We start from the raw sequence: 23,891 nt of genomic DNA, 5'->3' as shown, positions 1-23,891 counted from the left end.
GAGGTCACCTACCGGGCGGAAGACAGAGCGTAGAGATGGTTGACGAGCGTGATCAGCACGGACTTGCTGGAGTCGCGCTGCCGCGCGTCACACGAGACCAGCGGCACGTCCGGGGACAGGTCGAGCGCCTCGCGGATCTGGTCGAGGGTGTGCGTGCTCTCGCCGAACCGGTTGTGGGCCACGACGAACGGCATGCGGTGGTGTTCGAGCCGGTCGATGGCGTACCAGGAGTCGGCCAGGCGCCGCGTGTCCACCAGGACCACGGCGCCGAGCGTGCCGGTGAACAGGCGGTCCCACAGGAACCAGAAACGTTCCTGGCCGGGCGCGCCGAAGAGGTAGAGCACCATCTCCGGATTGAGGCTGATCCGGCCGAAGTCGAACGCGACCGTGGTGGTGGACTTCCACTCCACGCCGCGCGGGTCGTCGATCTCCACGCCGGCCCTGGTCAAGGTCTCCTCGGTGCTCAGCGGGCGGATCTCGCTGACCGACCTGACCATGGTGGTCTTTCCCACGCCGAACCCGCCGACGATGACGATCTTGAGTCCGGTGGTCGCGGAACTGGCCAGTGGAGTTCGCGCGGCCACATCAGAGATTTTCGAGTCCAACGAGCACCTGTCTGAGAACGTCGGGGTCGGGCAGACGCGACTCGGCCGGCGCCGGACGCGGGTTCCTGGCGGTGATGCGTCCCATGTCGAGCAGGTCGCAGAGCAGGATGCGGACCACGCTGACCGGCAGCCGCAGCTCGGACGCGATCTCCACGACCGCCGTCGGACTCGTGCACATCCGCAGGATCCGGACATGCTCGGACTGCATGCCTGGAGTGGGGTCGCACTCGCTCACGATGAGCGTGACCAGGTCGAGGCCGTCGTCGGCCACGTAGCTGCGCCCGCCGGTCACCATGTAGAGGCGGTCCGGGTTCTCGTCCTCCAGGCGCGGGGCCATCAGCTTCGGCTGCTCGTCTGTGGCGCACGAGGTGGCGCGGTCAGGTGTTCGCCGATCTGCTCCACCAGCTCGTTCATGTTGTGGCCGATGACGCCGGGGTCAGCCTCGTCACCGGCCACCACGGCCAGGTGCGCGCCCTCTCCCGCCTCCACGATGAACAGTAAGCCGCCGTGGAACTCGGTCATCGACTGGCGCAGGCCGCCGGTGCCGTCGCCGAACTCGATCGAGGCGCCGTACGACAGGCTCTGGATCCCGGAGGCGATCGCGGCGAGCTGGTCGGCGCGGTCCACGGACAGCGCGGCGGTGTGGGAGAGCCGCAGGCCGTCTCTCGACAGCACCACGGCGTACCTGGCCTGCGGAGTCCTCTCCAGGAGGTTCTCGAGCAGCCAGGCGAGTTCCTGGTCCGAAGTTCTCATCGAGTCTCTTCCTCACCCATCTGTCGTGCTTCGCTCGCCTGACTCTGCCGTGCCTTGCCGGCCTGGTGGAAGGCGCTGAACTTGCTGCCGGCGTCCGACGGCGCCCGCCGCGGCTCCTGCGCGGGGGCCGGGCGGGACGGCGTCTGCGCGGACGAGGCGGCCGCGAACGTCTGCCCGCGGCGGCGGCGCGGCAGGCCGTGCAGCTCCCCGTCCGGCTCGGGGGACACCTGCGCGGGGACCTCCTGCCTGGCTGTGACCTGCTTGTCCGGGACCTGCGTGGCCGGGACCTGCGTGGCCGGGACCTGCGTGGCCCCGGCGGGCCGTGCCTGCGCCGGCACCGGGGCCGGCACGTTCTGGCTGATGAGCTGCTGCGGGATCATGACCACCAGCCCGGTGCCGCCACGGGAGGACGGGCGGAAGGAGACGGTGAGCCCGTGCTTGCGGGCCAGGCAGCCGACGACCGCGAGGCCGAGCCGCGAGCCGGACAGCGTGGTGAAGTCCAGCGGTTCGGCCGAGACGGCCCGCTCCGCCCTGGCCAGCGCGGACGGGCTCATCACCAGGCCGCAGTCCTCGATCGTGACCACGATGCCCGCGGTGACCTCCTCCACGTAGACGTGGACCTCTTCGGTCGGCGGGGAGAAGCTGGTGGCGTTGTCCATCAGCTCGGCGAGGGCGTGCATGACGCCCTCGGCGGCGTGCCCGGCGATGGCGAACGTGCTGGTGGAGTGGACCCGGACCCGCTGGTAGGCGCTGATCCGGCCGATCGCCCCGCGCAGGATGCTCTCCATCACGATCGGCTTGGTCCAGCGCCGTCCCGAGCGCGCCCCGGTCAGGACGGCGATGCTGTCGGCGAGCCGTCCGGCCTGGGCGGTCGTGTGGTCCAGCTTGAGCAGGTCGCCGAGCGTGATCTGGTCGTGCCGGTCCTCCATCTCGCGCAGGTCGGCCAGCATGCTGGTGGCCAGGGCCTGTACCCGGCCGGCGGCGCTGGCGCAGGCGGAGGTCGTGGCGGCGCGGACGCGTCCCTCCCTGCTCACCTCGCTGACGAACGAGCGCAGGATCTGCTGCTGCGCCTTGTTCGCCGGACGGTGGATCCTGGCGAGGACGGACTCGGCCGACATCCCCGTGCGGATGAGCTGCACCGTTTCGGGGAGCGTCTCGGCGGCGAGTCTGGTGAGTTCGGCGTCTCCGAGGGCCATCCTGCCTCTGAGCTGCTGGATCTGCCGTCTGTTGGAGGCCGCGAACGTGATCGCGGCGCAGACCAGGACGGCCGCGACGCCGAGGGCCCAGGCCAGGTGGCCGCGCGAGGAGGTCGGGGCGGTGAGGACTGCCGTCAGCGACGCGGCCCCCATGACGGCGGCGGTGATAGCCAGGACGACCAGGGGATCACCCAGCCGCGGATGTGCCGCGCGATGGCGAGTACGTACCGATGCTGACATCTTGAGTTCCTCGTCGGCGAGTGGATCACGGTCACCGCGAACCCGACGGGGCCGAACGCGTAGCGACGACCGGTTCCCGACCTCCATGATCGCGGGGCGAGTGACATGGGATCTTACGACATTTCACTCCATGTGGTCATCAGGTTGCAGATTTCTCGACATATTGATCAACGCGAAGTACGGTGCCCCTTTCTGTCCTTCGGAACAATCTTGGAGTCGCTCGCAAATGGCAGGTTCTCTCCTTGACGGCAGAGCGGCACTGATCACGGGCGCGGCCTCGGGCATCGGCGCCGCGACGGCTCTGGTGTTCGCGCGGCACGGGGCCAGGGTCGTGGTCGCCGACATCAACGAGGAAGGCGGCAGGCGTACGGTCGCCGAGGTCGAGGCGATCGGCGGCGAGGCCGCCTTCGTCTGGGCGGACGTACGGAGCTCCGACGCCGTCAGGGACATGGTCGCCTTCACCGTGGAGCGCTTCGGCCGCCTGGACTGCGCGGTCAACAACGCCGGCGTGGACACCGCGGGCGACGGCCGGTTCCACGAGGTGAGCGAGGAGTCCTTCGACGCCTCGTTCGAGGTCAACCTCAAGGGCGTCTGGTGGTGCATGAAGCACGAGCTGGCCCAGATGGTGGCGCAGGGCTCGGGCTCCATCGTCAACGTGGCCTCGGTGGCCGGGCTGGTGGGCATCGAGGCGCCGTTCGTGTCGCCGTACATCGCGGCCAAGCACGGCGTCGTGGGGCTGACCAAGGCGGCCGCCCTGGAGTACGCCACCTCGGGCATCAGGGTGAACGCCGTGTGTCCTGGCGCGGTGCGTACGCAGATGGTGGACGACCTGATCGAGCAGGGCATCATGACGCTGGAGCAGACGGCGGCCTACCACCCGGTCGGCCGCTACGCGAACCCGCCGGAGATCGGCGAGGCGATCGCCTGGCTCAGCTCCGGCGCCGCGTCGTTCGTCACCGGCCTGCCGATGGCGGTGGACGGCGCCATGACGGCCCGCTGAATCGGTCGGGGGGCGGTGATTTCTCCGTTCGCCGCCCCATCGGCGCGAAGGATTTCCTTGTGTACGACATTTCCGAATAAAGCCCCGAAAAGGGATTCTTGGCGGGTAATACTCCGTTTTCCGGCGAAGAGTGCCAGTCGCATGGTGAGCCCCCAAGGCGACATCAAGCCGACGACGCCGCTAGGGTGGCCGCGATCACCTGAAAGGATCACTCCATGCTGCGCATCGTTCGGCGTTCCGTCCTCACCAGCGCGCTCGCGATGGGGGTCGCTCTGGCCGCCATCGGGCTCGCTCCCGCCTCCGCCTCGGCGACGCCGCCGTACGCGCTCGTCAAGTTCTCCTTCAACTGTTCGCGCGTGGGCCCGGTGACGGTCACCGTCAAGGGGCCGGGCGTCGCGGGCTCCGCGCGTAGAGTGACGGGCACCAGCTACTTCCGCGGCCGGCCCGGCCTCTTCAAGATCGAGCGCCTGGCCAACGGCCGGATCGCGCCGAAGAAGAAGTACTTCAGGATCACGAACTCCTCCACCCGCCGGATCCCGGTCTGCTCCACCAAGTGGTGACGCCAGGGTTGATCGGCTCTGGCTTGTAGATCGTTTTTGACGTACAAACCCCATATGAGATCGTTTGTACGTCGTACGCGCCTGCTGTCCGTTACCGGAGCGGTCGTGGCGGTCCTCGCCTCCTCGGCGGCGCCCGCCGCCGCTTCGGACGGGAGCGGCTTGACCCTCACCGTGCTGTCGTCCCGCCCGCAGGCCGTGTCCGCGCACGACGCTCTCATCCGCCTGGAGCTCCCGCGAGGGGTCCCCGCGGCGAAGGTGCGGGTGAAACGTGACGGCACGGACGTGACAGGAAGCTTCGTGCGCGCCGGTGCTGGGCTCGAAGGGCTGGTCGCCGGCCTGCGTACCGGGCGCAACGTGCTCACCGCGACGGCGCCGGGCGCCCGATCGGCCCGGCTCGTCCTCGACGACCACCCGGTCACCGGACCGGTCTTCTCGGGCCCGCACGAGCAGCCGTTCATCTGCGACACGGCGGCCTTCACCACCGTCACCGGCGGCAAACTCGGCCCGCCTGCGGACTCGGACTGCTCGGTCGCCACCCGGGTCGACCACGTCTACCGCACCACAGCCGGGAAGTTCGCGCCGTTACCCGCGAACGAGACCCGCCCCGCCGACCTCGCCTGGACGACGACGAGCACCGGTCAGCGGGTGCCGTACATCGTGCGGGTGGAGACCGGCACGATCAACCGGGCCGTCTATGAGCTGTCGATGCTGGCCGACCCCGCCGCCGAGCCGCCGGACCCGTGGCGGCGCTCGCCCGGCTGGAACGGCCGGCTGATCTACACCTTCGGCGGCGGCTGCACCGGCGGATGGTACGTCCAGGGCCGCAACACCGGCTCCGTCATGGACGACCGGATGCTCCGCCAGGGGTACGCGGTGGCGTCGTCGTCGCTCAACGTCTTCGGCAACAACTGCAACGACCTGCTGGCCGCCGAGTCGGCGAGCATGGTCAAGGAACGCTTCGTCGAGGCGTACGGGGCGCCGGCGTTCACGATCGGGTGGGGGTGCTCGGGCGGGTCGTACCAGACGCACCAGATCGGCGACAACTACCCCGGCCTGCTCGACGGCATCGTCTCGGGATGCAGCTTCCCCGAGGTCGGCTTCGCCACCGTCAACGCGATCACCGACGCGCGCCTGCTCAACCACTACTTCCGTGAGGTCGCGCCCGGCGCCTTCAGCCAGGAGCAGCAGCAGGCGATCTCCGGCTTCGGCCGGTGGGAGAGCATCGCGAACCTCGCCGCGGGCGGCGGCCGGATCGACCCGCGCATCTTCTGCCCCGGCCAGCTTCCGGCGCCGCTCCGCTATCACCCGGAGACCAATCCGACCGGCGCCCGATGCGACGTCTACGACCACACCGTGAACGTCTACGGCCGCGACCCGCGCACCGGCTTCGCCCGGCGGCCCCTGGACAACACCGGCATCCAGTACGGGCTCGGCTCACTGCGCGACAAGACGATCACCGTCGACCAGTTCCTCGACCTCAACGAGGGGATCGGCGGCTTCGACGCCGACGCCAACCACGTACCGGAGCGCACCCGGGCCGACCTGGCCGCGACGCGGGCGGCGTACCGGAGCGGGCGGCTGCTCAACGCGGGCGCCGGCCTGGCGAGCATGCCGATGATCGACTACCGCGCCTACACCGACGACGCGCCGGGCGGCGACATCCACATGCGCTTCCACTCCTTCGCCACCCGCGAACGGCTGCTGAAGGCGAACGGCACGTACGCCAACCAGGTCATGCTCGTCGAGGACAACCGCTACGGCGGCTTCTCACTGTCGAGCCCCGTCCTCATGGAGGCGCTGACCCGGATGGACCAGTGGCTCACCGCCATCGCCGCCGACCACCGCCCCGGCCCCAAGGCGGTCCGGAACAAACCCCAGGACCTCACGGACGCCTGCTGGACCCGCGACGCCACCCCTCGCAAGATCGCCGAACCCCAGGTGGCCGGCAGCGGCACGACGACCTGCAACACGCTGTACCCGGTGTGGACCTCACCGCGCCTCGTCGCAGGCAGCCCGATGGCGGGCGACATCGTCAAATGCCACCTCCGCCCCCTCGACCCCACCGCCTACGGCACTCCGCTGACCCAGCCCCAGCTCGACCGCTTGAGGCGCATCTTCCCGCAGGGCGTCTGCGACTGGTCCAAACCCGGCATCCAGCAACAACCCCTCGCCGGCACCTGGCAGTCGTTCTGACAACTCAGCCGGCGGGTGCGGGCTGAAAGCCGCCGCTCCTTGAGCGGCCCCGTTCAGCCGGCGGCGGGTCCTTCGAGTGGGACGACGCGGCTCAGCAACCCCGCGAGCTGCCGCAGTTCGCTGTCCGACAGCACCCCCAGCGGGGTCTTCTCCAGCGTCGTCCTGAGCAGCTCTGCCCGGACCTCGCGGCCCTTGGCGGTCATGACCAGGACGCGGGAGCGGCGGTCGGACGGGTCCACGGCGCGTTCCACCAGGCCCCGTTCGGTGAGCTGGTTGGTGATGAAGGTCAGGTTGGGGGCGTTGCAGTAGAGCCGCTCGGCCATCACCTTCATGGACGGCGGCGGTTCGTCCGGGTCGATGGCCCACAGCGCCTGGAACGTGGCCGGCGTCAGCCGGTGGCCGGCCAACGCCTCCATGATCAGCGCGTTGGTCCGCATCCAGATCTCGTACGTCGCCGTGACCGCTGCGGTGAGCTCGTGCCCGGACATGCCGCCATCCTACGACGTTTCGAGTATCGAAGTATCGTGCTAGCGTTTTGCTTCGAGACTCGAAACAATGGAGGATCGGATGAGAGACGACGACTATCGAGGCGTCACCGCGCTCGTCACCGGCGCGTCCAAGGGGCTGGGGCGGGCGTACGCGCTGGAGCTGGCCCGCAGGGGCGCGCGGGTGATCCTGCTGGCCCGCTCGGAAGCGGACCTGCGCGAGCTCGCCACCCGGATCGACGAGGCGCACGGCGGGCCGGGCACCGAGGTGATCGTCGGCGACCTCACCGCCCAGGACGGTCCCGAGCGGATCGTACGGGAGCTGCACGACCGCGGCCTGACCGTGGACCTGCTGCTCAACAACGCCGGCATGGGCAGCGCGGGCCCGTTCCTCAGCCGCCCGCTCCAGCCGCAGCTGAGCTCCGTCAGCCTGAACGTCAGCGGCCTGCTCGCGCTGACCCACGTGATCGGGGCCGAACTGGTCGCCCGCGGCTCCGGCGGCATCATCAACGTGTCGTCCACCGCGGCCTTCCAGCCCCTGCCCTACCAGGCCAGCTACGCCGCGACCAAGGCGTTCGTGCTCTCCTTCAGCGAGGCGCTGGCCGAAGAGCTGCGCGGCACCGGGGTGCACGTCATGGCCGCGCACCCCGGCGCGATCGCGACCGGCTTCTTCGACGGCACCTCCGCCACGATCGACCCCCGGGTGGCCGACACGCCGGAGGCCATCGCGGCCCGTACGCTGGACGACTACGCCAGGCGGCGCGCGGTGTCCTACCCGGGCCGGGCCGTGACCCGGGCCATGACCTGGCCCGCGCGGCTGCTGCCACGCACCGCCGTGGTACGGATCGCCGCCGCGTTCAACCGCCGCCTGCGCCTGCACGAAACCGTCGACCTCACCTGAACGGCCGCTCACAGCAGACGGCGCCCAACAGGCCGCTTATGGCTGACGGGCTGCTAACGGCCGACTGGCTGCTCACGGTGCGACCGGCTGCTCACGATGCGACGGGCCTCGTCCTGCGGGTGGCGATCAGCAGGACGATCAGCGCGTACGCGCAGAGCAGGGCGAGCCCGGCCGGCCAGGGCAGCGGGAAATACCCGGCCGACGGCGCGTAGTGCTGCGTCACCTGCGGATACTCCACCAACGTCTGCTTGACCGCGAACCCGGCCGCCGGCGTGAGCCGCAGCAGCCAGTCGGAGACCGTGTCGGGCAGCAGCGGGAATGCCGTGACCACGTACGGCAGGGCGATCAGCGACACGCCGGCGACGATCGCCGTCCACCCGCGGCGGAGGAGCACGCCGAGTCCGTACGCGACGACGGCGCAGAGGGCGAGCACCGCCGCGAGACCGGCGATCACCCGGACCCCGGTCGGCACCGGCAGCGGCGGCACCACGATGCCGTTGCCCTTCATGATCTCCAGCCCCACCGGCAGGACGACGCCGACCGCGACCAGCCCGGTGACGAAGACGGCCCCCGCGACGACGAGCGCCCGAGCGGCGATCACCCGCCGGTACACCGCTGTGCCGGCCGTGCGGGTGCCGTCACCGGTCGGCGAGTCGCCCGTGCGGGCGCTGGAGCCGGCCACCGCACCGGCTGTGCGGGCACCGTAGCGGGCGGTCGTGATCACCAAGACGATCAGGGCGATCGGCAGGCCGGGCAGCGTGTTCTCGACGGCCCGCGTCCCCTCCTCACTGACCGGCCCGATGTCCCCGGTGCCGCTGACCGTGATGACGCCGTCCTTCACCACGGCCCCCGACGCGTTGTGGAGTTTCTCCCAGTCGGTGTGGTTCATCGCGCCGACCGGCTCGCTGTCCCACCCGCCAGCGCCGCCCTTGACGGTGACGTGGTCGAAGACGCCCACGGCCTGGGTGAACCTGACCTCCTCGATCGCCCCGCCGAGGCCGGTCTCGCGCAGAGTGAGGTCGCCGGGCGAGGTGGCGAAGAGGCCGACCCGCACGGTGTCCGGCAGCCCGTCGAGCGTCGCGGTCGCGACGGTGCGCCACCGGCTGCCGTCGGCCGACTCGGCGCCGGTGATCACGTCGCCGGAACGGGTCAGCCGCAGCCAGCGTGGGGAGCGCGCCGAGACGCCGCCGGGGCCGCCGGCGACGTCGTACCGGTAGTCGTGCTGGAAGCGCACGCCGTGATGGCCGGTCATCATCAGCGCCGCGTACCGCGAGCCCTGCCGCGTGCCGTCCTTGACGATGATCCCGGCCTTCGCCCACGGCACCAGCCCGGACACGATCCGGTCGTGTTTCGGCGGCGGATACGTGATCGTCCCCGTCATCGAGGTCATCCGTACGGTGATCGAGCCCTCGCGGCCCAGGTCACGATGGAGGAGCCAGAACGTGTCACTGACCACGGACCCGTCGGCGGCGACGGGCACGGCCGGGCAGGGTCCCGAGCAGGACGAACGGTTGTTCAGCGCGAGCAGCAGCCCCAGCGCGACGACGGTGAGGGCCGCGCAAACCAGGGCGATCAGCCGCCCCGGGCGGCGGAACCCGGTCCATTCCCGCCGGAGCAGTTCGGTGGTCGACATGCGGTCGGTTGTACGTCCGCGCGCATAACACGGCCCGAACCGGCCCCGTCATGCTGGTGTTATGTTCGCCGGGGCATGCTGACAGCATGGTCGGGCCGCGCAGTGGGACCGTGGGCACACGGTTCACGATGATGTACGCCGTTGTGTTCCTGCTGTCGGGCGCCGGGCTGCTGGCCCTGGCCTTCCTGCTCTCCGGCGGGGGCAGCCTGAGCGAGACCGCCCCGGCGGAAGGCCCTCCGGCCCAGGGCGACGTCACCGCGGCGCACGAGCGCATCAGGGTGCTGGAGGATCAGCTGGCCGCGGTGCACACGCAGCAGTCCCGGCAACTGCTGGTCGGCTCGCTGCTCGCGCTGGTCGTGATGGCGGTCGTCTCGGTGCTGCTCGGCCGGGTGCTGGCCAGGCGCGTCCTGCGGCCGCTGCGGCTCATCACGGCCGTCACCCGGCGCATCTCCGCCGACAGCCTGGACCGCCGCCTGGCCGTCACCGGCCCGGCGGACGAGGTCAAGGACCTCGCCGACACCATCGACGAACTGCTCGGACGGCTGGAGGAGTCGTTCACCGCGCAGCGGCGGTTCGTCGCCAACGCCTCCCATGAGCTGCGTACGCCGCTGGCGACCATCCGGGCCTCGCTGGACGTCGCGGTCGCCAAGCCCGACCCGGCCCACTCGACGGTGGCGCTCGCGGCCCGCGTACGCCGGCAGCTCGACCGGCTCGACCACCTGCTCGACGGCTTCCTCGTGCTGGCCAGGGCGCAGCACGGCCCGCCGGCCGACACCGCGCGGGTCGACCTCGGCGACCTCATCGACGCCGCGCTGCGGGAGAGGTCCGCGGACGTCGGGCGCAAGGAGCTGAGCGTGGCGGTGGACGTGCCGCAGGAGACGGCGGTCGTGGGCAGCCCGGCGCTGCTGGCGCGGCTGGTGGGCAACGTCGTCGACAACGCCGTGACCCACAACGAGCCCGGCGGCTGGATCGGGATCACCGGATCCGTGGACGAGCGGGAGACGACGCTGGTCGTCGAGACCGGCGGGCCCATACTCGACCAGCGGGAGGTGGCCCGGCTGGCGCGGCCCTTCGAACGGCTGGGCGGCGAACGTACCGGCTCATCCGGCCTGGGCCTGTCGATCGTCGCCGCCGTGGCCGCCGCCCACGGGGGCCGGCTCGACCTGCTGGCCCGGCCGGAGGGCGGGCTGCGCGTCTCGATCACCCTGCCGATCACCGGAGGGCCGGTCGCTGGGGTGTTGGTCGCTGAGGGGCCGGTGGGGGCATGAGGATCCTGGTGGTCGAGGACGACGACGCCCTCGCCGAGGTCGTCGCCGAAGGGCTGCGCGACCAGGGGATGGCCGTCGACCTGGCCTACGACGGGCTCACCGCCGCCGCCAAGGCGGACCTCACCGCGTACGACGTGGTGGTCCTGGACCGCGACCTGCCAGGACTGCACGGCGACCTCCTGTGCCGGCTGCTCGTCGAGCGGGCGGAGCGGCCGATGGTGCTGATGCTGACCGCGGCCGGCGCGCCCGGCGACCGCGTCAGCGGGCTGACCCTGGGCGCGGACGATTATCTCGCCAAGCCCTTCCACTTCCCCGAGCTGATCCTGCGCATCCGCGCACTGGCCCGCCGCCGCCCGGACGCGCGCCCCCGGACGCTGCACGTGGCCGGGATCCTGCTGGACCCGGTACGCCGCACGGTCGTCCGCGACGGGCGGCAGCTCGACCTCTCGGTGAAGGAGTTCGCCGTGCTGGAGGCACTGCTGCGGGCCAGCCCGGGCTTCCTGAGCGCGGAAACCCTGCTGGAACGGGTGTGGGACGAGAACGCCGACAGCTTCACCAACACCGTCACGGTCACGGTCGGCCGCCTGCGCCGCAAACTCGGCGACCCACCGGCCATCACGACGGCACGAGGAGTCGGCTACCGAATCGCCTGATCACCTCGCCCAGGGTTTCGAACCGGCGGTCGCGCAAAAGCATCCAACAGGGATGATGATTCGCAAACGCACCCCACGCGCCACCCCGCGGGTCGAGGTGACGCGCCTGCCCGAGGACGTCGTGGCGCTCATCGACGCCCTGGAGCCGGGTGCGGAGATCATCCTCACCCGTGACGGCGCGTCGATCGCGACGATCTCCAGCACGATCGCGGTGGTCGAGGGCGCCGTCGTCGATCGTGCGGCCTCGGACGAGACCGGCGATGAGGCGCCGCCCGACTACGACGGCGTGACGGTCGTGGTCACCGCCATGGAGCTGTCGAAGGCGGCCAGGGTCGCGCTGTCCACCCAGCTCGGAGCCGATTACGTGGTCCTCGACCTGCACGCGGCCCCGGCGACGGCCGATGTGCTGCTGGTGCCCCCTGGCAGCCCGCAGCTGATCGCGGCGCTGCGGGCGAGCTTTCAGCGGGCTCGCGTCGTCGTCGCCGAGATCGAGGATCACGAACTCGGGGTCCAGTATCACGGCCCGGTACGACGGCTGCTCGACGCCGGCGCCGACGTGTATCTCCCTCCGGCGACCGTTCCGCTGCTGGCCAGGCAGCTCGAATACACCCTGAACCAGGGACGCGAGCTCGCCGCCGGCTCCGCCGCGCCCCTGCGGCTCGCGCCTGCCCCCGAACCGGACGCCGAATGATCCCGCCCCCTGCTATTCGGGGCAGTTCCGGGGGTCGACGTTCTTGTCGGTGCCGGTGACGGTGACGTCGGCGGTGCCTTGCGGTGTGGCGGTGGCGGCCGTGCAGACGATCTGCTCGACCGCCCGCGTGGACAGCCCGCCGGCGCCGGCGGACACGGTCACCACGACGCGGCCGGCCGGGCCGGTGGTCACCGAGAACGGGCCAGCTTCGAGGGGGATGTCGGTGGTGAGGCCGCGGGCCTGTTCGGCGGCGGTCGGGCCGGCTGCCAGCAGCGCGAGCGTGTCCGTCTGGGAGAGTCGGCGGCCGGGCCGCGTCACCGGGCTGAGCTTGCCCTTCTTCACCAGGTAGAGGGTGATCGGCCGGGTCGGCGCGACGGCTCCGCTCGGCGGAGGGCCGACGGGGATGACGTCGCTCGGCCGCACGCCGCAGCCGGCCACGGCGACGAGCGACACCAGGCTTGCCGCGAGTACGCGGCGGGCCCTGCTCACTTGGAGCCTCCCACGTCGGTCCGCCCGTCCGGGGTCTCCGGGCCGTCCGCCGGGTGTGCTGGGCGGTCGGCCCGCTCGGCGGGGCCGTCCTGGCCGTCCGCTGAGCATCCGGTCCGCTCGTCGGGGCTGGCTTGGCCGTCCGCTGGGCGTTCGGTCCGCTCGTCGGGGTCGGGCGTGAGGCGGGGCAGGCGCAAGGTGAAGACGGCACCGCCGTCCTGGGCGTTGGCGGCGGTGAGGTCGCCTCCGTGCAGGCGGGCGTTCTCGCGTGCGATGGCCAGGCCCAGCCCGCTGCCCTCCGACCTGGCCCTGGCCGCGCTGGCCTTGTAGAACCGGTCGAACACGTGCGGCAGCGCCGCCTCGTCCAGCCCGGGGCCGTGGTCGCGCACCTCGACGGTGACCCAGGACGAGTCGGTGGAAAGCCGTACCGACACCGGTGGCTCGCCGTGCCGCAGGGCGTTGCCGACCAGGTTGGCGAGGATGACGTCCACTCGGCGCGGGTCCAGCCGGGCCGTCACCCCGGCGGGCAGTTCGGTCCGCACCGACTCCGGCCAGCCCCGGGTGCGCAGGGTCGCGCGTACCAGCTCGGCCAGGTCGATCTCGTTCAGCGCGAGGGCCGCGACACCCGAGTCGAACCTGCTGATCTCGATCAGGTCGTTCACCAGCGCCGTGAGGTTGAGCGTCTCCTGGCTGACCAGCCTGGCGGCCCGGCCGGCCGGCTCGGGCAGCTCGGCGGCCTCCTCGTCGAGGACGTCGGCGACGGCGGCGAGCGCGGCCAGTGGCGTGCGCAGCTCGTGGGACACGTCGGCCACGAACCGGCGCGCGTCGGCCTCCATCTCACGCAGCTGCGCGACGTGCCGTTCCAGCTCCGCGGCGGTGTGGTTGAACGTACGCGCCACGTCGGAGAGCTCGTCGGAGCCGCGGATCGCGATCCTGGTACGCAGCTCGCCCTCGCCCAGCAGGCGGGCCGCATGGCCGAGCTCGCGCACCGGGCGCAGCACGCCACGGGTGGCCAGCGAGGCGAGCAGGACCGCGAACGCGAGGGCCGCCCCGCCGGCGAGCCAGGCGTACGCGGCGAGTTCGTCGATGCTGCGCTGTTCGGGAAGCAGGCTGAGCGCGGTGTAGACCTCGATGCCGGACACGCGGGTCGTCCGGTCCGATTCGGTGATCAGCAGTGGCGCGCCGATGATCAGGATGGGCTGCTCGTGCCGCACCAGGCGTTTCCACGCCATTTCGCCGCCGGCCACCGTCCGCCGCAGCCCCGCCGGGATCATGGAGAGATCGGCGACCGGCGCGTCCGCCGGCATGGCCGGCAGCCGGGGCCTCAGCGGGCCGTCCTGGTTCGGGTCCTCCTGGAGCCGGCGGTCCTGGGTCGGCTCGTCCTGGGTCGGGCCGTCCCCGAGTGGGTCGTCCTGGGGTCGGCGGTCCTGGGACTGGTGGTCCGCCGGCGGGCGGGCGGGGCGGGTCAGGGACGGTGCGTGCATGTCGCGGTAGACGGCGATCGTGAAGGTGTTGCCCTCGGTCATGGCGCGGGCGATCTCTTCGAGGTCGGCCGGCCCCGGCGTCGCGGTACGCAACGGGAAGAGCGCTTCCAGCCGGCTCCGCATCGCCTCCACGGCGGCGTCCTGGGCCCGCTGCAGGATGGCGTTGCGGGCGCCGACGTAGAACCCGCCGGCCACCGCCGCTGCGGTGACCACACACAGCAGCGCGAACGCGAACAGCAGCCGGGCGCGCAGCCCCGGGCTCGGCCGAGGTGTCACGGGCGGCTCACACCGGCCCGAACCGGTAGCCGAACCCACGCACGGTCTGCACGTAGACGGGCGCCGCCGAGTCGTCCTCGATCTTCGCGCGCAACCGCTGCACACAGGCGTCCACGAGGCGGGAGTCGCCGAAGTAGTCCTGCTCCCACACCGACTCCAGCAGTTGCTGGCGGCTGTGCACCCGGCCGGGCGTGCCGGACAGTTCGAGCAGCAGCCGCAGCTCCGTCGGGGCGAGGCTGACCGGCTCGCCGCGGTTGGTCACCACCAGCCCGGCCCGGTCGATGGTCAGATCCCGGTAGCGCTCCAGCTCCGCCTGGTCCCGGCCGATCCGCCGCAGCACCGCGCGGATGCGCGCCTCCAGCACCCTGGGCTGCACCGGCTTGACCACGTAGTCGTCCGCGCCCGCCTCCAGCCCGGCCACCACGTCCATGTCGTCGCCGCGCGCGGTCAGCATGATGATCGGCACCTCGCCGATGGCCCGGATGCGGCGGCAGACCTCGAACCCGTCCATCCCGGGCAACATCAGGTCGAGCACGACGACGTCGGGAACGTCCGCACGCAGCCGGTCGAGCCCCAGCTCGCCCGACTCCACCGCGCGCACCCGGTGCCCGTGCCGGCTCAGGGCCAGCTCAAGGCCCTCACGCACGGCCGGGTCGTCTTCGATCAGCAACACTCGCGACACGCCGCCGAGTTTCACCACACGCTCCGTCACTCGTCCGCCGGTCAACCCCCGTCCATTGTCGACCGGCCGTGTCTCCGCCTCGTCCGCGCGATGTCATGGTCGTGTCACGGCCGGGTCCCCGCCAAGTCCCAGCCGGGCGGGGCGCCCTCGGACGGCGGCCGCCGTCGAGAAACGGTGACATGCGGCGGACGGCGCGCGCACATTCGCCGCCAATCGTAATCGGCATGGACGAACCCCGCATGATTCCACCCCGGCCCCGAGATCGGGTGTATGCCGTGGTCACGCTGGTGCTCGCCGTGCTGCTGCTGCCCGCGGCGCTCGTTCGCGACCCGGGCCGCGCCCGCGAACTGGCCTGCCGCTGGGCGTTGCGGCTGCGCTTCCCCGCCGAGGATCTGACCGGGCTCACCGAGGGCGCCCTGGCGGCGTTCACTGCGGCGCGCACCGAGGCGCTCTGGCGTCACGGCCAGCTCATCGGCCTCACCTCGGGTTACCGCGATCCCGCCGCCCAGCAGCGGCTGTTCGACGAGGAGGTACGCCGCTCCGGCTCGGTGGCCTCGGCACGCATGCTCGTGCTGCCGCCGGCGCTGTCCCCGCACGTCAGGGGCCTCGCCCTGGACGTACGCCCGCACGAGGGCGCGCGCTGGCTGGAGCAGCACGGCGCCCGCTACGACCTCTACCGCATCTACGACAACGAGTGGTGGCACTTCGAGTATCTTCCCGGCCGCGGCGGCACCCCGCCACCCCGGCGGCCCCACCCCGGCGTGATCACAGGACCGCTCTGAAGGCACTGGACGCCGCGGACGCTCCCGAATCTAGCGCCGCTAGCGTGAATGTCGTAGCTATGCTAGCTTTGTTCCTGTTCCTAGCGACGCTAGATATCGGAGACGTTCATGCTCACCGTCATCGCCTACGGCCTTGCCATCGCGCTCAACCTCATGATCCTTTTCATCGGGTTGCGCTTCCTGTTCACGCCGGTGGCCGCGGCCACCGGCTACGGCGTCCCCGCCGAGACGGATCGCGCCTACCTGTCCATCAAGGGAGTACGTGACAGCACGTACGGTCTGGTCGGCCTGGCGCTGCTGGCCTTCGTCGGCGCCTACGCCGAAGCCTGGTTCATGCTCGTCGTGGCCCTCGCGCCGCTCGGCGACACCTTGATCGTGTTGCGCAACGGCGGCACCAAGGCGGTCGCGTTCGGTGTGCACTTCGCGACCGCCGTGGTCGTCCTGATCAGCGCCGCCCTGCTCTTCGCCGTCTGAACCGTGACACCGCGTAGCCGGACGCGTCCCGTCAGACGTCCTGTCATGCGGATCGCCGGGCATCCAGGCGGTATCGGTTGAGCGGGGCTGCGGGTGCTGTTACCTTCGCACGGTGGGCGACAGGCGTGCACGAGTGGAGGCGATCGAGGGCTTCGCGGCGACTCTCAGGGAGTTGCGCAACGCGGTCGGCAACCCACCTTTTCGGGAAATGTCCGGTAGGTCAGGGGCGATCTCCCACACGACGCTGCACGAGGCCACCAAGGGCAACCGGCTCCCGAGCTGGGAGACCACAGTCGAGTTCGTCAAGGCCTGTGACGCCGACCCAGCCGCGTACCGTGAACGCTGGGAGACCGCGAACCGCACGGTCAGATCCGTGACCATCGGGGATCCCGCGACCAGCGCCGGCACGTCGGTGGCGCCCGGTGAGCTCGCGACCTCCGCCACCGGCGGCGCGAACCTCCGTGCCGCGCACCTCGCCACCGGGGCGCCGGCCGCTTGGCCGGCCGGCGAGACCTCAGCTTTCCCGCCGCCACCACCGTCCGCCCCGTTCGCGGGCGGCGCACAATCCGATGCACCGCCCCCGTCCGGCTTCCCGGGTGACGTGAAGCCGCCGGGGAGCGGGAGGCGGTTCCGGCTGACCCACCCGGCCGTGCTCACGGCGGCGGCGGCCGTCGTCGCAGGAGCGGCCGTCCTCGTCGCGACCGTGATCAACAGCGGCACCGAGCCGGAAGTACGCAGCCCGAGCCCCACCGCCGCCCCGTCGCTCGCCGCGCTGACCCCGGCCGACTGCCCCGTGCACACGACCAACCCGCCCTGGGCCCCGCCGCGGCACAAGGACGACAAGGCGGTGTTCATCACGGACGTCACGTACTCCGACTGCACGCGCGTCGCCGGCGGCCAGACCGTGACCAAGGTGTGGCGGCTCAAGAACGCCGGGTCGGTGCCGTGGCAGGGATATTCGCTGCGCCGCCTCGACCATCCCACCCAGCAGGCCGACCAGTGCCAGACCATTACCGACGTGCCGATCAAGGACACGATGCCGGGCGAGACCGTCGACATCAAGACCGTCGTCACCACGCCCAAGAAACCCGGCCTGTGTTATGTGCGCTTCAAGATGGTGGACGCTTCCGGAAAGGTCGCGTTCCCCGGGAACCGGCCGATCAACTTCCAGCTCATCGTCGACTGAAACGGAAAATCCCCGCCGTGCGGAACACGACGGGGAATTTCAGCGCCGGACGATCTCGGCGATCAGGAACCGATGGCGATTCCCGTGTAGTACTTCCGCAGGATCTGCGCGTAGTTCCAGCCCTCGTTGGCCCTGTCGCGAGAGCCCTTCTGCGACATCCAGTCGCCGTCGACCCAGTTGCCGCAGTCCGTCGTCGTGGCGCAGTACTGGGCCCGGAAGATCTTTCCGTTGCGGGTCAGCCGCATGCCCCAGGTGGCGTCCACCGCGGCGCTGGTCGTCGACTTCGCCGAGCCGGGCTTGTACACCTGGCTCGACGTGTGGTCGTAGACGTCGAAGCACTGGCCGCTCGGAGTCTTGCGGTTGGAGTGCAGCGCCCAGTACCAGCCGAAGTTCTTCACCGCCATCGCCCCGGCCTTGAGCGATTCGGCCGGCCAACTCGCCACCCACTCATTGGGCAGGACGTCCTTGACGTAGCTCTTGAACTCCACCCGTTCCACCCGGTCGAGCGACTTTCGGTAGACGAGAATCGTCGTGGGCAGCCGGGTGTCCGTGCCGTCGGTCTTGCACCCGGTCGGCGACCCCGAGGTCACGAACTGGTGCGAGGCGTTCTGGTTCTTCAGCGCGGCTTTCAGGTTCGCTTTCGCGCCGGGGGCGAAGTCCTGGTACGTGCCGGAGTAGCCGCTGTTGAAGTAGACGCGGACGGTTTTGCCGCTGCGGTTCCAGGCGGAGGCGGCGGCGTTCTTGATGCACTTGCCTTTGCCGGCGCCGGGGCCCTTGTAGTCGTAGCAGGTGGGCTGCTTGGTGTCGTAGTTGGCGACCGACGTGGTGAAGTCGGAGAGCGAGCCCTGGAGGTTGCTGTTGAAGTAGTAGCAGAACTCGCCGCTCTGGCAGACGCCGTCGCGCGCGGCGGCCGAGGCGGGCGCCCCGGCGGCGAGTAACGTCCCGCCGAGCGCCGCCGCGACGCTCGCCGCGCCGAGCCGCGAGATCAGCCGTGCTGTACGTGCAGACACAGGAGTCTTCCTTCTGTCCGGAGGTCCAGGATGGTCAGCGGCAGCGCCGAGACGGCCGGGCCGAGGCAGCGCTGACGCTGGGCCGAGGCGGGCCGTGTCATCGCACGGTGTAGCCCTGGGAGTTCCAGAACGAGGTCGGGTTCGGGTTCTGCAGGTGCGGGTCGCCGACGCTCTTGGCCGCGCGCGTCTGCCGGCCGGGGCGCATCTCGACGTGGGTGTGGGCGGCGCCCTTGCTCGACACGCCGTTCCACGACTCCTTGGCGATGACCTGGCCGCGACGGATCGACTGGCCGACGCGCAGGGAGGAGAGCGGGGCGGAGTGCAGGTAGATGACCGTCTTGTTCAGCGAGGAGCTGTAGACGGCGATCGTGGACAGCCCAGACCGGCCGGTGCTCCCGCGCTGGACGTTGATGAGCTGGCCCGCCGTCAGGGCGTAGACGTTCGCACCGACGCCCCTGGCGATGTCGATGCCCTCGTGCCGGCCGGAGGTGTTCCGGTAGCCGTCGAAGCCGCAGGTGATCGTGCCGGCGGCCGAGTAGAGCGAGAACGACATGTTCTTGCGCGACCCCCCGCCCCCGGACGACGGGCCGATCTGGTGCGAGGCGTTCTGGTTCTTCAGCCCGGCCTTCAGGTTGGCCTTGGCGCCGGGGGCGAAGTCCTGGTAGGCGCCGGAGTAGCCGCTGTTGAAGTAGACGCGGACGGTCTTGCTGCTGCGGTTCCAGGCGGAGGCGGCGGCGTTCTTGATGCACTTGCCCTTGCCGGCGCCGGGGCCCTTGTAGTCGTAGCAGGTGGGCTGCTTGGTGTCGTAGTTGGCGACCGACGTGGTGAAGTCGGACAGCGAGCCCTGGAGGTTGCTGTTGAAGTAGTAACAGAACTCACCGCTCTGACACACGCCGTCGCGCGCGGCCGCCGAAGCCGGCGCCGCGGTGGCGAGCAGCGAGCCGCCGAGCGCCACTGTGGCGGTCGTCGCGGTGAGGATCTTGGTGAGCATGGACATGCTGTTTCTCCTGTCTGCGGAGTTCGTCTTCCGAAGAGTCGGGAAGTTCGTGTGCTGCGGGGCGGCGGAGCCCGGGGTGTCAGCGGCGCCGGCGCTCCTCCCAGGTGCGGATGGTCACCTTCGGGCCGTCGTCGGGCGCCCGGCCGGCCAGGCCGTTCAGGCCGAGGTAGTAGTCGCCGACCTGGTGCTGCGCCTGACCGGAGAGACTGGTGTCGCTGATGGCGACGGCGTGGATGTGCCACGGCCAGTCGTCCTGCTGAGGGTTGCGCACCCACGCCGCGAAGCCGGCCAGGCGCAGCGCGCGGACGGCCGCGGTCCTGGTGGCGGCGCTCATCCCCTTGACCGAGATGTCCACGACGCCCCCGCCGTCGTGGGTGCCGGCCGATGTGGGATCGCCGCCCGGGTTGTACGACCCCTGATCCAGCTTGAAACCGCGCCCGAACAGCCGCTTCGCCTCGGCCAGCATGTCCCGGGTACGGGTGTTGACCACGAAGCCGCCGAACGGCACCCGGGGCCCGGGATCGAGGACGGCGGTGACCTTGAAGCGGCCGGCCCCCAGCTTGGCGAGCGACATCTTGCCCGGCAGCCCGTTGGCGTCCAGACCGGTGAGGCCCAGAGACTTCTGGTACTTGGCGTAGGCGGCCACCGTCGTGGTGCCGAAGTAGCCGTCGACCCACTTCGCGTCCAGGAGTTTCCGGTCGCGCAGCGCCTGCTCGACGAGGAGCACGCCGGCCTTGGCGCCAGGGGTGAGCGTGTTGTCGGGCCGCCGCGGGTCGATCTGGGCCGCCTTGACGGTGGCCTCCATGTTGACGCGCGGAAGGGCCCGGGACTCCGCCTGCGCCGCCGACGCCCCGAACGCGCCACTCAGCGAGGCGAGCAGGACGCTCGGCATGAGGGCGGCGGCGTATGCGGGCAACTTCATCATCACTCCTGGTGCGAAAGGCTGAGGCGGTGCCGGTGTGGCGGAGTCCACGTTGGCGGGTCGCCTCACGTGTCCGCCAGGAGATCGGTGTTGTCAGCCTGTTCGACGATCTCCGCTTACCGGCATAAGCGCAGGTAGCGGGCAAATCTCCAGCGGACGTGACACCCGGATGCGCGACCGGTCTGACGCTCATGTGCACGACGGATCTGACGCCCGCGGGCCTGGCGGGCCGGGCGCCCGCGGGCCTGGCGGGCCGGGCGCCCGCGGGTCTGGCGGGCCGGGCGGGCGTGGGCCTGGCGGGCCGGGCGGGCGTGGCCGTCCTGGCCGTCCTGGACGTCCTGGCCGTCCTGGCGGTCCGGCGGCAGGGCTAGGATGCCGCGCATGCAGCGCCCCCTCGCCCTCGTGTCGGCCGTCGGCCTGCTCGTCGTCGTCTGGCTCGGCCTCATCGGTGGCATCGCGCTCGTCTGGCAGGGCGCGGCCCCCTTCGAGCTCTTCGCGGGCTCGTTCTGGAGCTTGGTGTGGTTCTTCTGGATCGCCCGGATCTGGCTGGGCGGTCCGATGGCGATCGGGCTGATGCGCAAGGCGCTCTTCGGGCTCGGCCCGATCCTGATCTTCGCCACCGGGCTGGCCGTCGGGATCGGCGGCGGTGAGGTGTACCCGTCGCAGCTGGTCGCCTTCGCGGTCGCGGTGTGCGGGATCTTCGCCGGGGTGCTGCTCATGCGCGGTGAGGTCCAGCGGTGGAGCCTGGCCACGGTCGCGGTACGGGTGGTCCGGCAGCCGCCCGACGGGACCGCCTTCGACCTGCGGTCCGCCGCGCTCCGACAGGGCAGGGGCAAGTTCGGCTGCCTGATGATCGTGGTCACTCTGCTCATGCTGTTCGTGGTCGGCGCCATCGGCGCGACGCTGCCGGCGGACCGGGGAACGGACGCCCCGGACTATATCGCCTTCATGGTAGGCGTGGTGCTGGTGATTCTGGGGGGAATTGCCGGATACGTCTGGATTAATGTCCGGGCCGGGGCCATGGGCGTGCTGACCGTCACCGGCCGGCAGCTCAACGAGCATCCGTGGTCCAGGCTCCGTTCGGTGGCGCTGTCGTACAAGGGCGAAGCCAAGGTCGTGAACGGGGTGCGCCGGCACCGGTCGGCCCGGCTCGATCTGTCCCTCTACGACGAGCCGGACCCGCGCCGGCTCCGGTTGCCCGACGACGCCGCCCTGCACGGCTCGATCGCGGCGGCGCTGGCGGCGCACAGCCCCGAGGGCGTCTTCCTCGGCTGGGTTTCGCGAACTGGATCTACGACATCCGGTCAGGTATCCAGTTGACGCCCTGCGGCCCCCTCCGGGAGAGGACGCGCAGGTCGTGAGCGGGCGGCGGACACGGGGCCGAGCGCCGCACCTGTCCGCTGAGGTGCTGTGAACGGAGTGACGGAACTACACACAGTTGACTAACGCGACTTAAGCGGAATACTGGTCACCCGATTGGGCCGTCGTTCTAGTGAGACGAGGATTCCCATGTCGTCGTTCGGCCTCGCGATGCCTCAGGCAGAGCCATATCTGGCACAGCCGTATCAGGCGGAGCCACGCCAGGCGGAGCCGTATCAGGCGACGCCGCACCGGGCGGAGCCGCACCAGGCTGCCGGCGACGCCGACGACGCGGAGAGGCACGCGCCAGACCGGCGCGGCCCCGACCGGCCACCGGACGGGACCGGCACCCACCGCTAGCGCAGCCTTTCGCGGCGGTCGACAGATCCCGCAGACTCCCCCCGACCCCAGGACTTTCATGCCGCCAGACTCCTTCAGCGTCCCGACGGTGATCGGCATCGCCGTCCTCGTGCTCGCCCTCGCGGGCGTCCTGATTCTCTACCTGCGCGTACGCGGCCAGCTCGCCCAGGCCCGCGGTCAGCTCGCGCAGAACCGTCAGGTGCAGGATCACCTGACCCGAGAGTCCAGTGCCTGGAGCCAGCGCCTGCTTCAGGCGGAGCGCAAGGTCCAGGAGAACGCGGACCAGGTGCGTGACGCCCGCGCCCAGCACGACCTCCTACGCGCCGAGACCGACCATCTGATCAACAAGCGCATCCCCGCCCTGCTGTCCCACCTGCGCGCCCCGCACGTGATCGTGCCCGGCATGCAGAACCAGGCCCTCGCCGGCACGGACGTCGACCGGCAGCACCGCGCCGTCCTCGACGCGCTCACCCGCGGCATCCGCGAGGAGGCCGAGCGCATCGACGAGAGCGCCCAGGCCGTCATCAGAGGCGCCATGTCCCGCGTGCAGAGCCAGGCCCTGCGTGCCCAGGACCTGCTCGCCGGCGTCCAGCAGCGTTACAGCGGCGACGAGCACACGGCGCTGCTGCGCGAAGTGCTCGGCCTCGACATGTTCAACGAACTGATCATCCGCCGGATGCAGGTCACCGGCATCGCCTGCGGCGCCACCCCGGGCCTGTCGCGTGACGACACCTACCTGGTGGACCTGGTGGTGGGCGCCGTCTCGCGGGTGGAGAACTTCGAGCTGCGCATCGACGGCCCGGCCAACCACCTGCGCCGCCGGATCGGCGTCGCCGCCCGTGCCGCGGAGTCGATCCTGTTCATCACCGCCGAGCTGCTGGCCAACGCGGTGCACCACTCGCACGGCACGCTCAAGGTGACCATCGCCGTGCACGAGACCAACAACGGCGCCGCCATCGTCATCGACGACGCCGGTGTCGGCCTCAACGAGGACCAGTACGCCCGCGCGAGCCGCCTGCTCAGCGGCAACCACCCGGTCCGCCTGGTGGACCTGGGCAACCCGCCCCGCACCGGCTGGGCGGCGATCGGCCGCCAGGTCGCGCACTACGGCATGCAGGTCACGGTCAAGAAGAGCGCCTTCGGTGGCGTGCAGGCCGTGCTGAACATCCCCTCCGCGCTGCTGGTGGAGATGCCGGAGGACAGCCGGCCCTCGGTGCTGGCGCCCGAGCCGGTGCGCGCGGTCGCCCCGGCCGCCGCCACGGCCATCCGCAGGGATCCCATCCCCGCCTCCATGGCCCCCCGGCCGGAGCCCGTGTCCGTTCCCACCGCCCGGCGGGAGCCGGCGCCGGCCCCCCGGCCCGAGCCGGTGGCCCCCGCCGTCCGGCCCGAGCCGGTCGCCTCGGCCTCCCGCCCCGAGCCGGCCGCCTCCTCCGTGCGGCCCCAGCCCGTCACGGCGCCCCAGCAGTGGACGGCCGAGGACTTGGCGCCGCTGCCGCAGCGCCGCCGCCAGCAGCCGCGTGACGCCGGCCCGCCGCCGGCCGGCGGGGGCAGCGGTTCCGGCGGTACGGGCGGCAGGTTGCTCACCACCCCGGAAGAGGCCCAGAAACGATGGGGTGACTTCCAGGTCGGAGCCGAAGCGGGCCGCCGCGAAGCGCTCCCCACCGAGCAGCACGACGCAACCGAAGGGAAATGACC

25 protein-coding genes are annotated in these 23,891 nt (G+C 71.2%); 13 read left to right on the top strand and 12 right to left on the bottom strand.

Annotated features, from left to right (window positions below; all coding sequences use genetic code 11):
• Nucleotides 1–8 precede the first annotated feature (8 nt).
• From AB0C27_RS05660 to AB0C27_RS05645, 4 genes are read right to left on the bottom strand one after another with little or no spacing between them, the layout of a single operon-like run.
• Complete coding sequence (locus AB0C27_RS05660) at nt 9–584, bottom strand: ATP/GTP-binding protein (RefSeq protein ID WP_357838360.1); 576 nt, start codon at nt 582–584, stop codon at nt 9–11.
• Between the two features lies 1 nt (nt 585).
• The gene (locus AB0C27_RS05655) at nt 586–942 is read right to left on the bottom strand and encodes a DUF742 domain-containing protein (RefSeq protein WP_357838357.1); all 357 of its coding nucleotides are present in this window, start codon (nt 940–942) and stop codon (nt 586–588) included.
• Nucleotides 942–1,358: a roadblock/LC7 domain-containing protein gene (locus tag AB0C27_RS05650; protein ID WP_106241442.1), complete on the bottom strand. Its 417-nt coding sequence runs from the start codon at nt 1,356–1,358 to the stop codon at nt 942–944. Before AB0C27_RS05650 ends, AB0C27_RS05655 begins: the two co-directional genes overlap by 1 nt.
• Nucleotides 1,355–2,794: an ATP-binding protein gene (locus tag AB0C27_RS05645; RefSeq protein WP_357838353.1), complete on the bottom strand. Its 1,440-nt coding sequence runs from the start codon at nt 2,792–2,794 to the stop codon at nt 1,355–1,357. Before AB0C27_RS05645 ends, AB0C27_RS05650 begins: the two co-directional genes overlap by 4 nt.
• Before the next feature lie 226 nt (nt 2,795–3,020).
• On the opposite strand from AB0C27_RS05645, the gene AB0C27_RS05640 reads away from it, so the two are divergent.
• The 3 genes from AB0C27_RS05640 to AB0C27_RS05630 all read left to right on the top strand — a co-directional run bounded on the left by AB0C27_RS05640 (nt 3,021) and on the right by AB0C27_RS05630 (nt 6,547).
• Entirely contained in the window at nt 3,021–3,794 is a 774-nt protein-coding gene (locus AB0C27_RS05640) for a glucose 1-dehydrogenase (RefSeq protein WP_357838351.1), read from the top strand.
• Nucleotides 3,795–4,009: 215 nt separating this feature from the next.
• The gene (locus AB0C27_RS05635) at nt 4,010–4,354 is read left to right on the top strand and encodes a hypothetical protein (RefSeq protein WP_357838348.1); all 345 of its coding nucleotides are present in this window, start codon (nt 4,010–4,012) and stop codon (nt 4,352–4,354) included.
• A 54-nt stretch (nt 4,355–4,408) separates the two neighbouring features.
• Complete coding sequence (locus tag AB0C27_RS05630; RefSeq protein WP_357838345.1) at nt 4,409–6,547, top strand: DUF6351 family protein; 2,139 nt, start codon at nt 4,409–4,411, stop codon at nt 6,545–6,547.
• Nucleotides 6,548–6,600: 53 nt separating this feature from the next.
• On the opposite strand, the gene AB0C27_RS05625 is transcribed toward AB0C27_RS05630, so the two are convergent.
• On the bottom strand, nt 6,601–7,035 hold the full coding sequence (locus AB0C27_RS05625) for a MarR family winged helix-turn-helix transcriptional regulator (protein WP_357838342.1): 435 nt from the start codon (nt 7,033–7,035) through the stop codon (nt 6,601–6,603).
• Between the two features lie 79 nt (nt 7,036–7,114).
• Here AB0C27_RS05625 and AB0C27_RS05620 point away from each other — a divergent pair, with 79 nt between their 5' ends.
• On the top strand, nt 7,115–7,933 hold the full coding sequence (locus tag AB0C27_RS05620) for an SDR family oxidoreductase (protein ID WP_357838340.1): 819 nt from the start codon (nt 7,115–7,117) through the stop codon (nt 7,931–7,933).
• 91 nt (nt 7,934–8,024) lie between these two features.
• Here the strand turns inward: AB0C27_RS05620 and AB0C27_RS05615 are convergent, their stop codons facing one another.
• Nucleotides 8,025–9,566 (bottom strand): hypothetical protein, encoded by a 1,542-nt coding sequence (locus AB0C27_RS05615; protein WP_357838337.1) that lies wholly within the window; start codon nt 9,564–9,566, stop codon nt 8,025–8,027.
• A 128-nt stretch (nt 9,567–9,694) separates the two neighbouring features.
• Here AB0C27_RS05615 and AB0C27_RS05610 point away from each other — a divergent pair, with 128 nt between their 5' ends.
• Genes AB0C27_RS05610 through AB0C27_RS05600 form a run of 3 tightly spaced genes read left to right on the top strand, consistent with a single transcriptional unit; the run spans nt 9,695 to nt 12,178 of the window.
• Nucleotides 9,695–10,834, top strand: a complete 1,140-nt coding sequence (locus tag AB0C27_RS05610; protein ID WP_357838334.1) for a HAMP domain-containing sensor histidine kinase — start codon at nt 9,695–9,697, stop codon at nt 10,832–10,834.
• Nucleotides 10,831–11,487 carry a response regulator transcription factor gene (locus tag AB0C27_RS05605; RefSeq protein WP_357838331.1) on the top strand — a complete coding sequence of 219 codons (657 nt, stop codon included), beginning with the start codon at nt 10,831–10,833 and terminating at the stop codon, nt 11,485–11,487. Before AB0C27_RS05610 ends, AB0C27_RS05605 begins: the two co-directional genes overlap by 4 nt.
• A gap of 52 nt (nt 11,488–11,539) precedes the next feature.
• The gene (locus AB0C27_RS05600; RefSeq protein ID WP_357838329.1) at nt 11,540–12,178 is read left to right on the top strand and encodes a hypothetical protein; all 639 of its coding nucleotides are present in this window, start codon (nt 11,540–11,542) and stop codon (nt 12,176–12,178) included.
• Between the two features lie 12 nt (nt 12,179–12,190).
• Here AB0C27_RS05600 and AB0C27_RS05595 read toward each other — a convergent pair whose 3' ends face one another.
• Genes AB0C27_RS05595 through AB0C27_RS05585 form a run of 3 tightly spaced genes read right to left on the bottom strand, consistent with a single transcriptional unit; the run spans nt 12,191 to nt 15,106 of the window.
• Nucleotides 12,191–12,667, bottom strand: coding sequence for a hypothetical protein (locus AB0C27_RS05595; protein ID WP_357838326.1), 477 nt, complete (start codon nt 12,665–12,667; stop codon nt 12,191–12,193).
• Entirely contained in the window at nt 12,664–14,424 is a 1,761-nt protein-coding gene (locus AB0C27_RS05590) for a HAMP domain-containing sensor histidine kinase (RefSeq protein ID WP_357838323.1), read from the bottom strand. Before AB0C27_RS05590 ends, AB0C27_RS05595 begins: the two co-directional genes overlap by 4 nt.
• A gap of 7 nt (nt 14,425–14,431) precedes the next feature.
• Nucleotides 14,432–15,106, bottom strand: a complete 675-nt coding sequence (locus AB0C27_RS05585) for a response regulator transcription factor (protein WP_326634011.1) — start codon at nt 15,104–15,106, stop codon at nt 14,432–14,434.
• A gap of 224 nt (nt 15,107–15,330) precedes the next feature.
• Between AB0C27_RS05585 and vanY-N the strand changes: the two genes are divergently transcribed.
• The 3 genes from vanY-N (at nt 15,331) to AB0C27_RS05570 (ending at nt 17,548) form a co-directional block, all read left to right on the top strand.
• Nucleotides 15,331–15,888, top strand: a complete 558-nt coding sequence (gene vanY-N, locus AB0C27_RS05580; RefSeq protein ID WP_357838319.1) for a D,D-peptidase/D,D-carboxypeptidase VanY-N — start codon at nt 15,331–15,333, stop codon at nt 15,886–15,888.
• A gap of 108 nt (nt 15,889–15,996) precedes the next feature.
• Nucleotides 15,997–16,362, top strand: coding sequence for a DUF4267 domain-containing protein (locus AB0C27_RS05575; protein WP_357838316.1), 366 nt, complete (start codon nt 15,997–15,999; stop codon nt 16,360–16,362).
• A gap of 112 nt (nt 16,363–16,474) precedes the next feature.
• The gene (locus AB0C27_RS05570; protein ID WP_357838314.1) at nt 16,475–17,548 is read left to right on the top strand and encodes an NBR1-Ig-like domain-containing protein; all 1,074 of its coding nucleotides are present in this window, start codon (nt 16,475–16,477) and stop codon (nt 17,546–17,548) included.
• Between the two features lie 62 nt (nt 17,549–17,610).
• Here the strand turns inward: AB0C27_RS05570 and AB0C27_RS05565 are convergent, their stop codons facing one another.
• The 3 genes from AB0C27_RS05565 to AB0C27_RS05555 form a co-directional block, all read right to left on the bottom strand.
• A complete protein-coding gene (locus AB0C27_RS05565) occupies nt 17,611–18,558 on the bottom strand; it encodes a SpoIID/LytB domain-containing protein (RefSeq protein ID WP_357838311.1) in 948 nt (315 codons plus the stop codon).
• 97 nt (nt 18,559–18,655) lie between these two features.
• Complete coding sequence (locus tag AB0C27_RS05560) at nt 18,656–19,555, bottom strand: peptidase inhibitor family I36 protein (RefSeq protein ID WP_357838308.1); 900 nt, start codon at nt 19,553–19,555, stop codon at nt 18,656–18,658.
• Between the two features lie 79 nt (nt 19,556–19,634).
• A complete protein-coding gene (locus AB0C27_RS05555; protein ID WP_357838306.1) occupies nt 19,635–20,477 on the bottom strand; it encodes a peptidoglycan-binding protein in 843 nt (280 codons plus the stop codon).
• 191 nt (nt 20,478–20,668) lie between these two features.
• Between AB0C27_RS05555 and AB0C27_RS05550 the strand changes: the two genes are divergently transcribed.
• From AB0C27_RS05550 to AB0C27_RS05540, 3 genes are all read left to right on the top strand, one after another.
• Entirely contained in the window at nt 20,669–20,848 is a 180-nt protein-coding gene (locus AB0C27_RS05550; RefSeq protein WP_357838304.1) for a hypothetical protein, read from the top strand.
• A 10-nt stretch (nt 20,849–20,858) separates the two neighbouring features.
• On the top strand, nt 20,859–21,797 hold the full coding sequence (locus tag AB0C27_RS05545; protein ID WP_357838301.1) for a hypothetical protein: 939 nt from the start codon (nt 20,859–20,861) through the stop codon (nt 21,795–21,797).
• A gap of 457 nt (nt 21,798–22,254) precedes the next feature.
• Nucleotides 22,255–23,889 carry an ATP-binding protein gene (locus AB0C27_RS05540; RefSeq protein WP_357838299.1) on the top strand — a complete coding sequence of 545 codons (1,635 nt, stop codon included), beginning with the start codon at nt 22,255–22,257 and terminating at the stop codon, nt 23,887–23,889.
• Nucleotides 23,890–23,891: the final 2 nt, after the last annotated feature.

This window comes from Nonomuraea sp. NPDC048882, assembly GCF_040649755.1.
GTDB classification, from domain to species: Bacteria; Actinomycetota; Actinomycetes; order Streptosporangiales; family Streptosporangiaceae; genus Nonomuraea; species Nonomuraea maheshkhaliensis.
Note: the sequence above shows the minus strand (reverse complement) of the source record. Positions and strands in the feature narration are given on the sequence as shown.

Coding starts and splice junctions, on each gene's coding strand:
- AB0C27_RS05615 (WP_357838337.1), bottom strand. CDS start 9,566: ATGTCGACCACCGAACTGCTCCGGCGGGAATGGACCGGGTTCCGCCGC.
- AB0C27_RS05645 (WP_357838353.1), bottom strand. CDS start 2,794: ATGTCAGCATCGGTACGTACTCGCCATCGCGCGGCACATCCGCGGCTG.
- AB0C27_RS05540 (WP_357838299.1), top strand. CDS start 22,255: ATGCCGCCAGACTCCTTCAGCGTCCCGACGGTGATCGGCATCGCCGTC.
- AB0C27_RS05630 (WP_357838345.1), top strand. CDS start 4,409: ATGAGATCGTTTGTACGTCGTACGCGCCTGCTGTCCGTTACCGGAGCG.
- AB0C27_RS05545 (WP_357838301.1), top strand. CDS start 20,859: ATGCAGCGCCCCCTCGCCCTCGTGTCGGCCGTCGGCCTGCTCGTCGTC.
- AB0C27_RS05575 (WP_357838316.1), top strand. CDS start 15,997: ATGCTCACCGTCATCGCCTACGGCCTTGCCATCGCGCTCAACCTCATG.
- AB0C27_RS05635 (WP_357838348.1), top strand. CDS start 4,010: ATGCTGCGCATCGTTCGGCGTTCCGTCCTCACCAGCGCGCTCGCGATG.
- AB0C27_RS05560 (WP_357838308.1), bottom strand. CDS start 19,555: ATGTCCATGCTCACCAAGATCCTCACCGCGACGACCGCCACAGTGGCG.
- AB0C27_RS05620 (WP_357838340.1), top strand. CDS start 7,115: ATGAGAGACGACGACTATCGAGGCGTCACCGCGCTCGTCACCGGCGCG.
- AB0C27_RS05650 (WP_106241442.1), bottom strand. CDS start 1,358: ATGAGAACTTCGGACCAGGAACTCGCCTGGCTGCTCGAGAACCTCCTG.
- AB0C27_RS05625 (WP_357838342.1), bottom strand. CDS start 7,035: ATGTCCGGGCACGAGCTCACCGCAGCGGTCACGGCGACGTACGAGATC.
- AB0C27_RS05655 (WP_357838357.1), bottom strand. CDS start 942: ATGGCCCCGCGCCTGGAGGACGAGAACCCGGACCGCCTCTACATGGTG.
- AB0C27_RS05555 (WP_357838306.1), bottom strand. CDS start 20,477: ATGAAGTTGCCCGCATACGCCGCCGCCCTCATGCCGAGCGTCCTGCTC.
- AB0C27_RS05550 (WP_357838304.1), top strand. CDS start 20,669: ATGTGCACGACGGATCTGACGCCCGCGGGCCTGGCGGGCCGGGCGCCC.
- AB0C27_RS05610 (WP_357838334.1), top strand. CDS start 9,695: ATGATGTACGCCGTTGTGTTCCTGCTGTCGGGCGCCGGGCTGCTGGCC.
- AB0C27_RS05600 (WP_357838329.1), top strand. CDS start 11,540: ATGATGATTCGCAAACGCACCCCACGCGCCACCCCGCGGGTCGAGGTG.
- AB0C27_RS05640 (WP_357838351.1), top strand. CDS start 3,021: ATGGCAGGTTCTCTCCTTGACGGCAGAGCGGCACTGATCACGGGCGCG.
- AB0C27_RS05605 (WP_357838331.1), top strand. CDS start 10,831: ATGAGGATCCTGGTGGTCGAGGACGACGACGCCCTCGCCGAGGTCGTC.
- vanY-N (WP_357838319.1), top strand. CDS start 15,331: ATGGACGAACCCCGCATGATTCCACCCCGGCCCCGAGATCGGGTGTAT.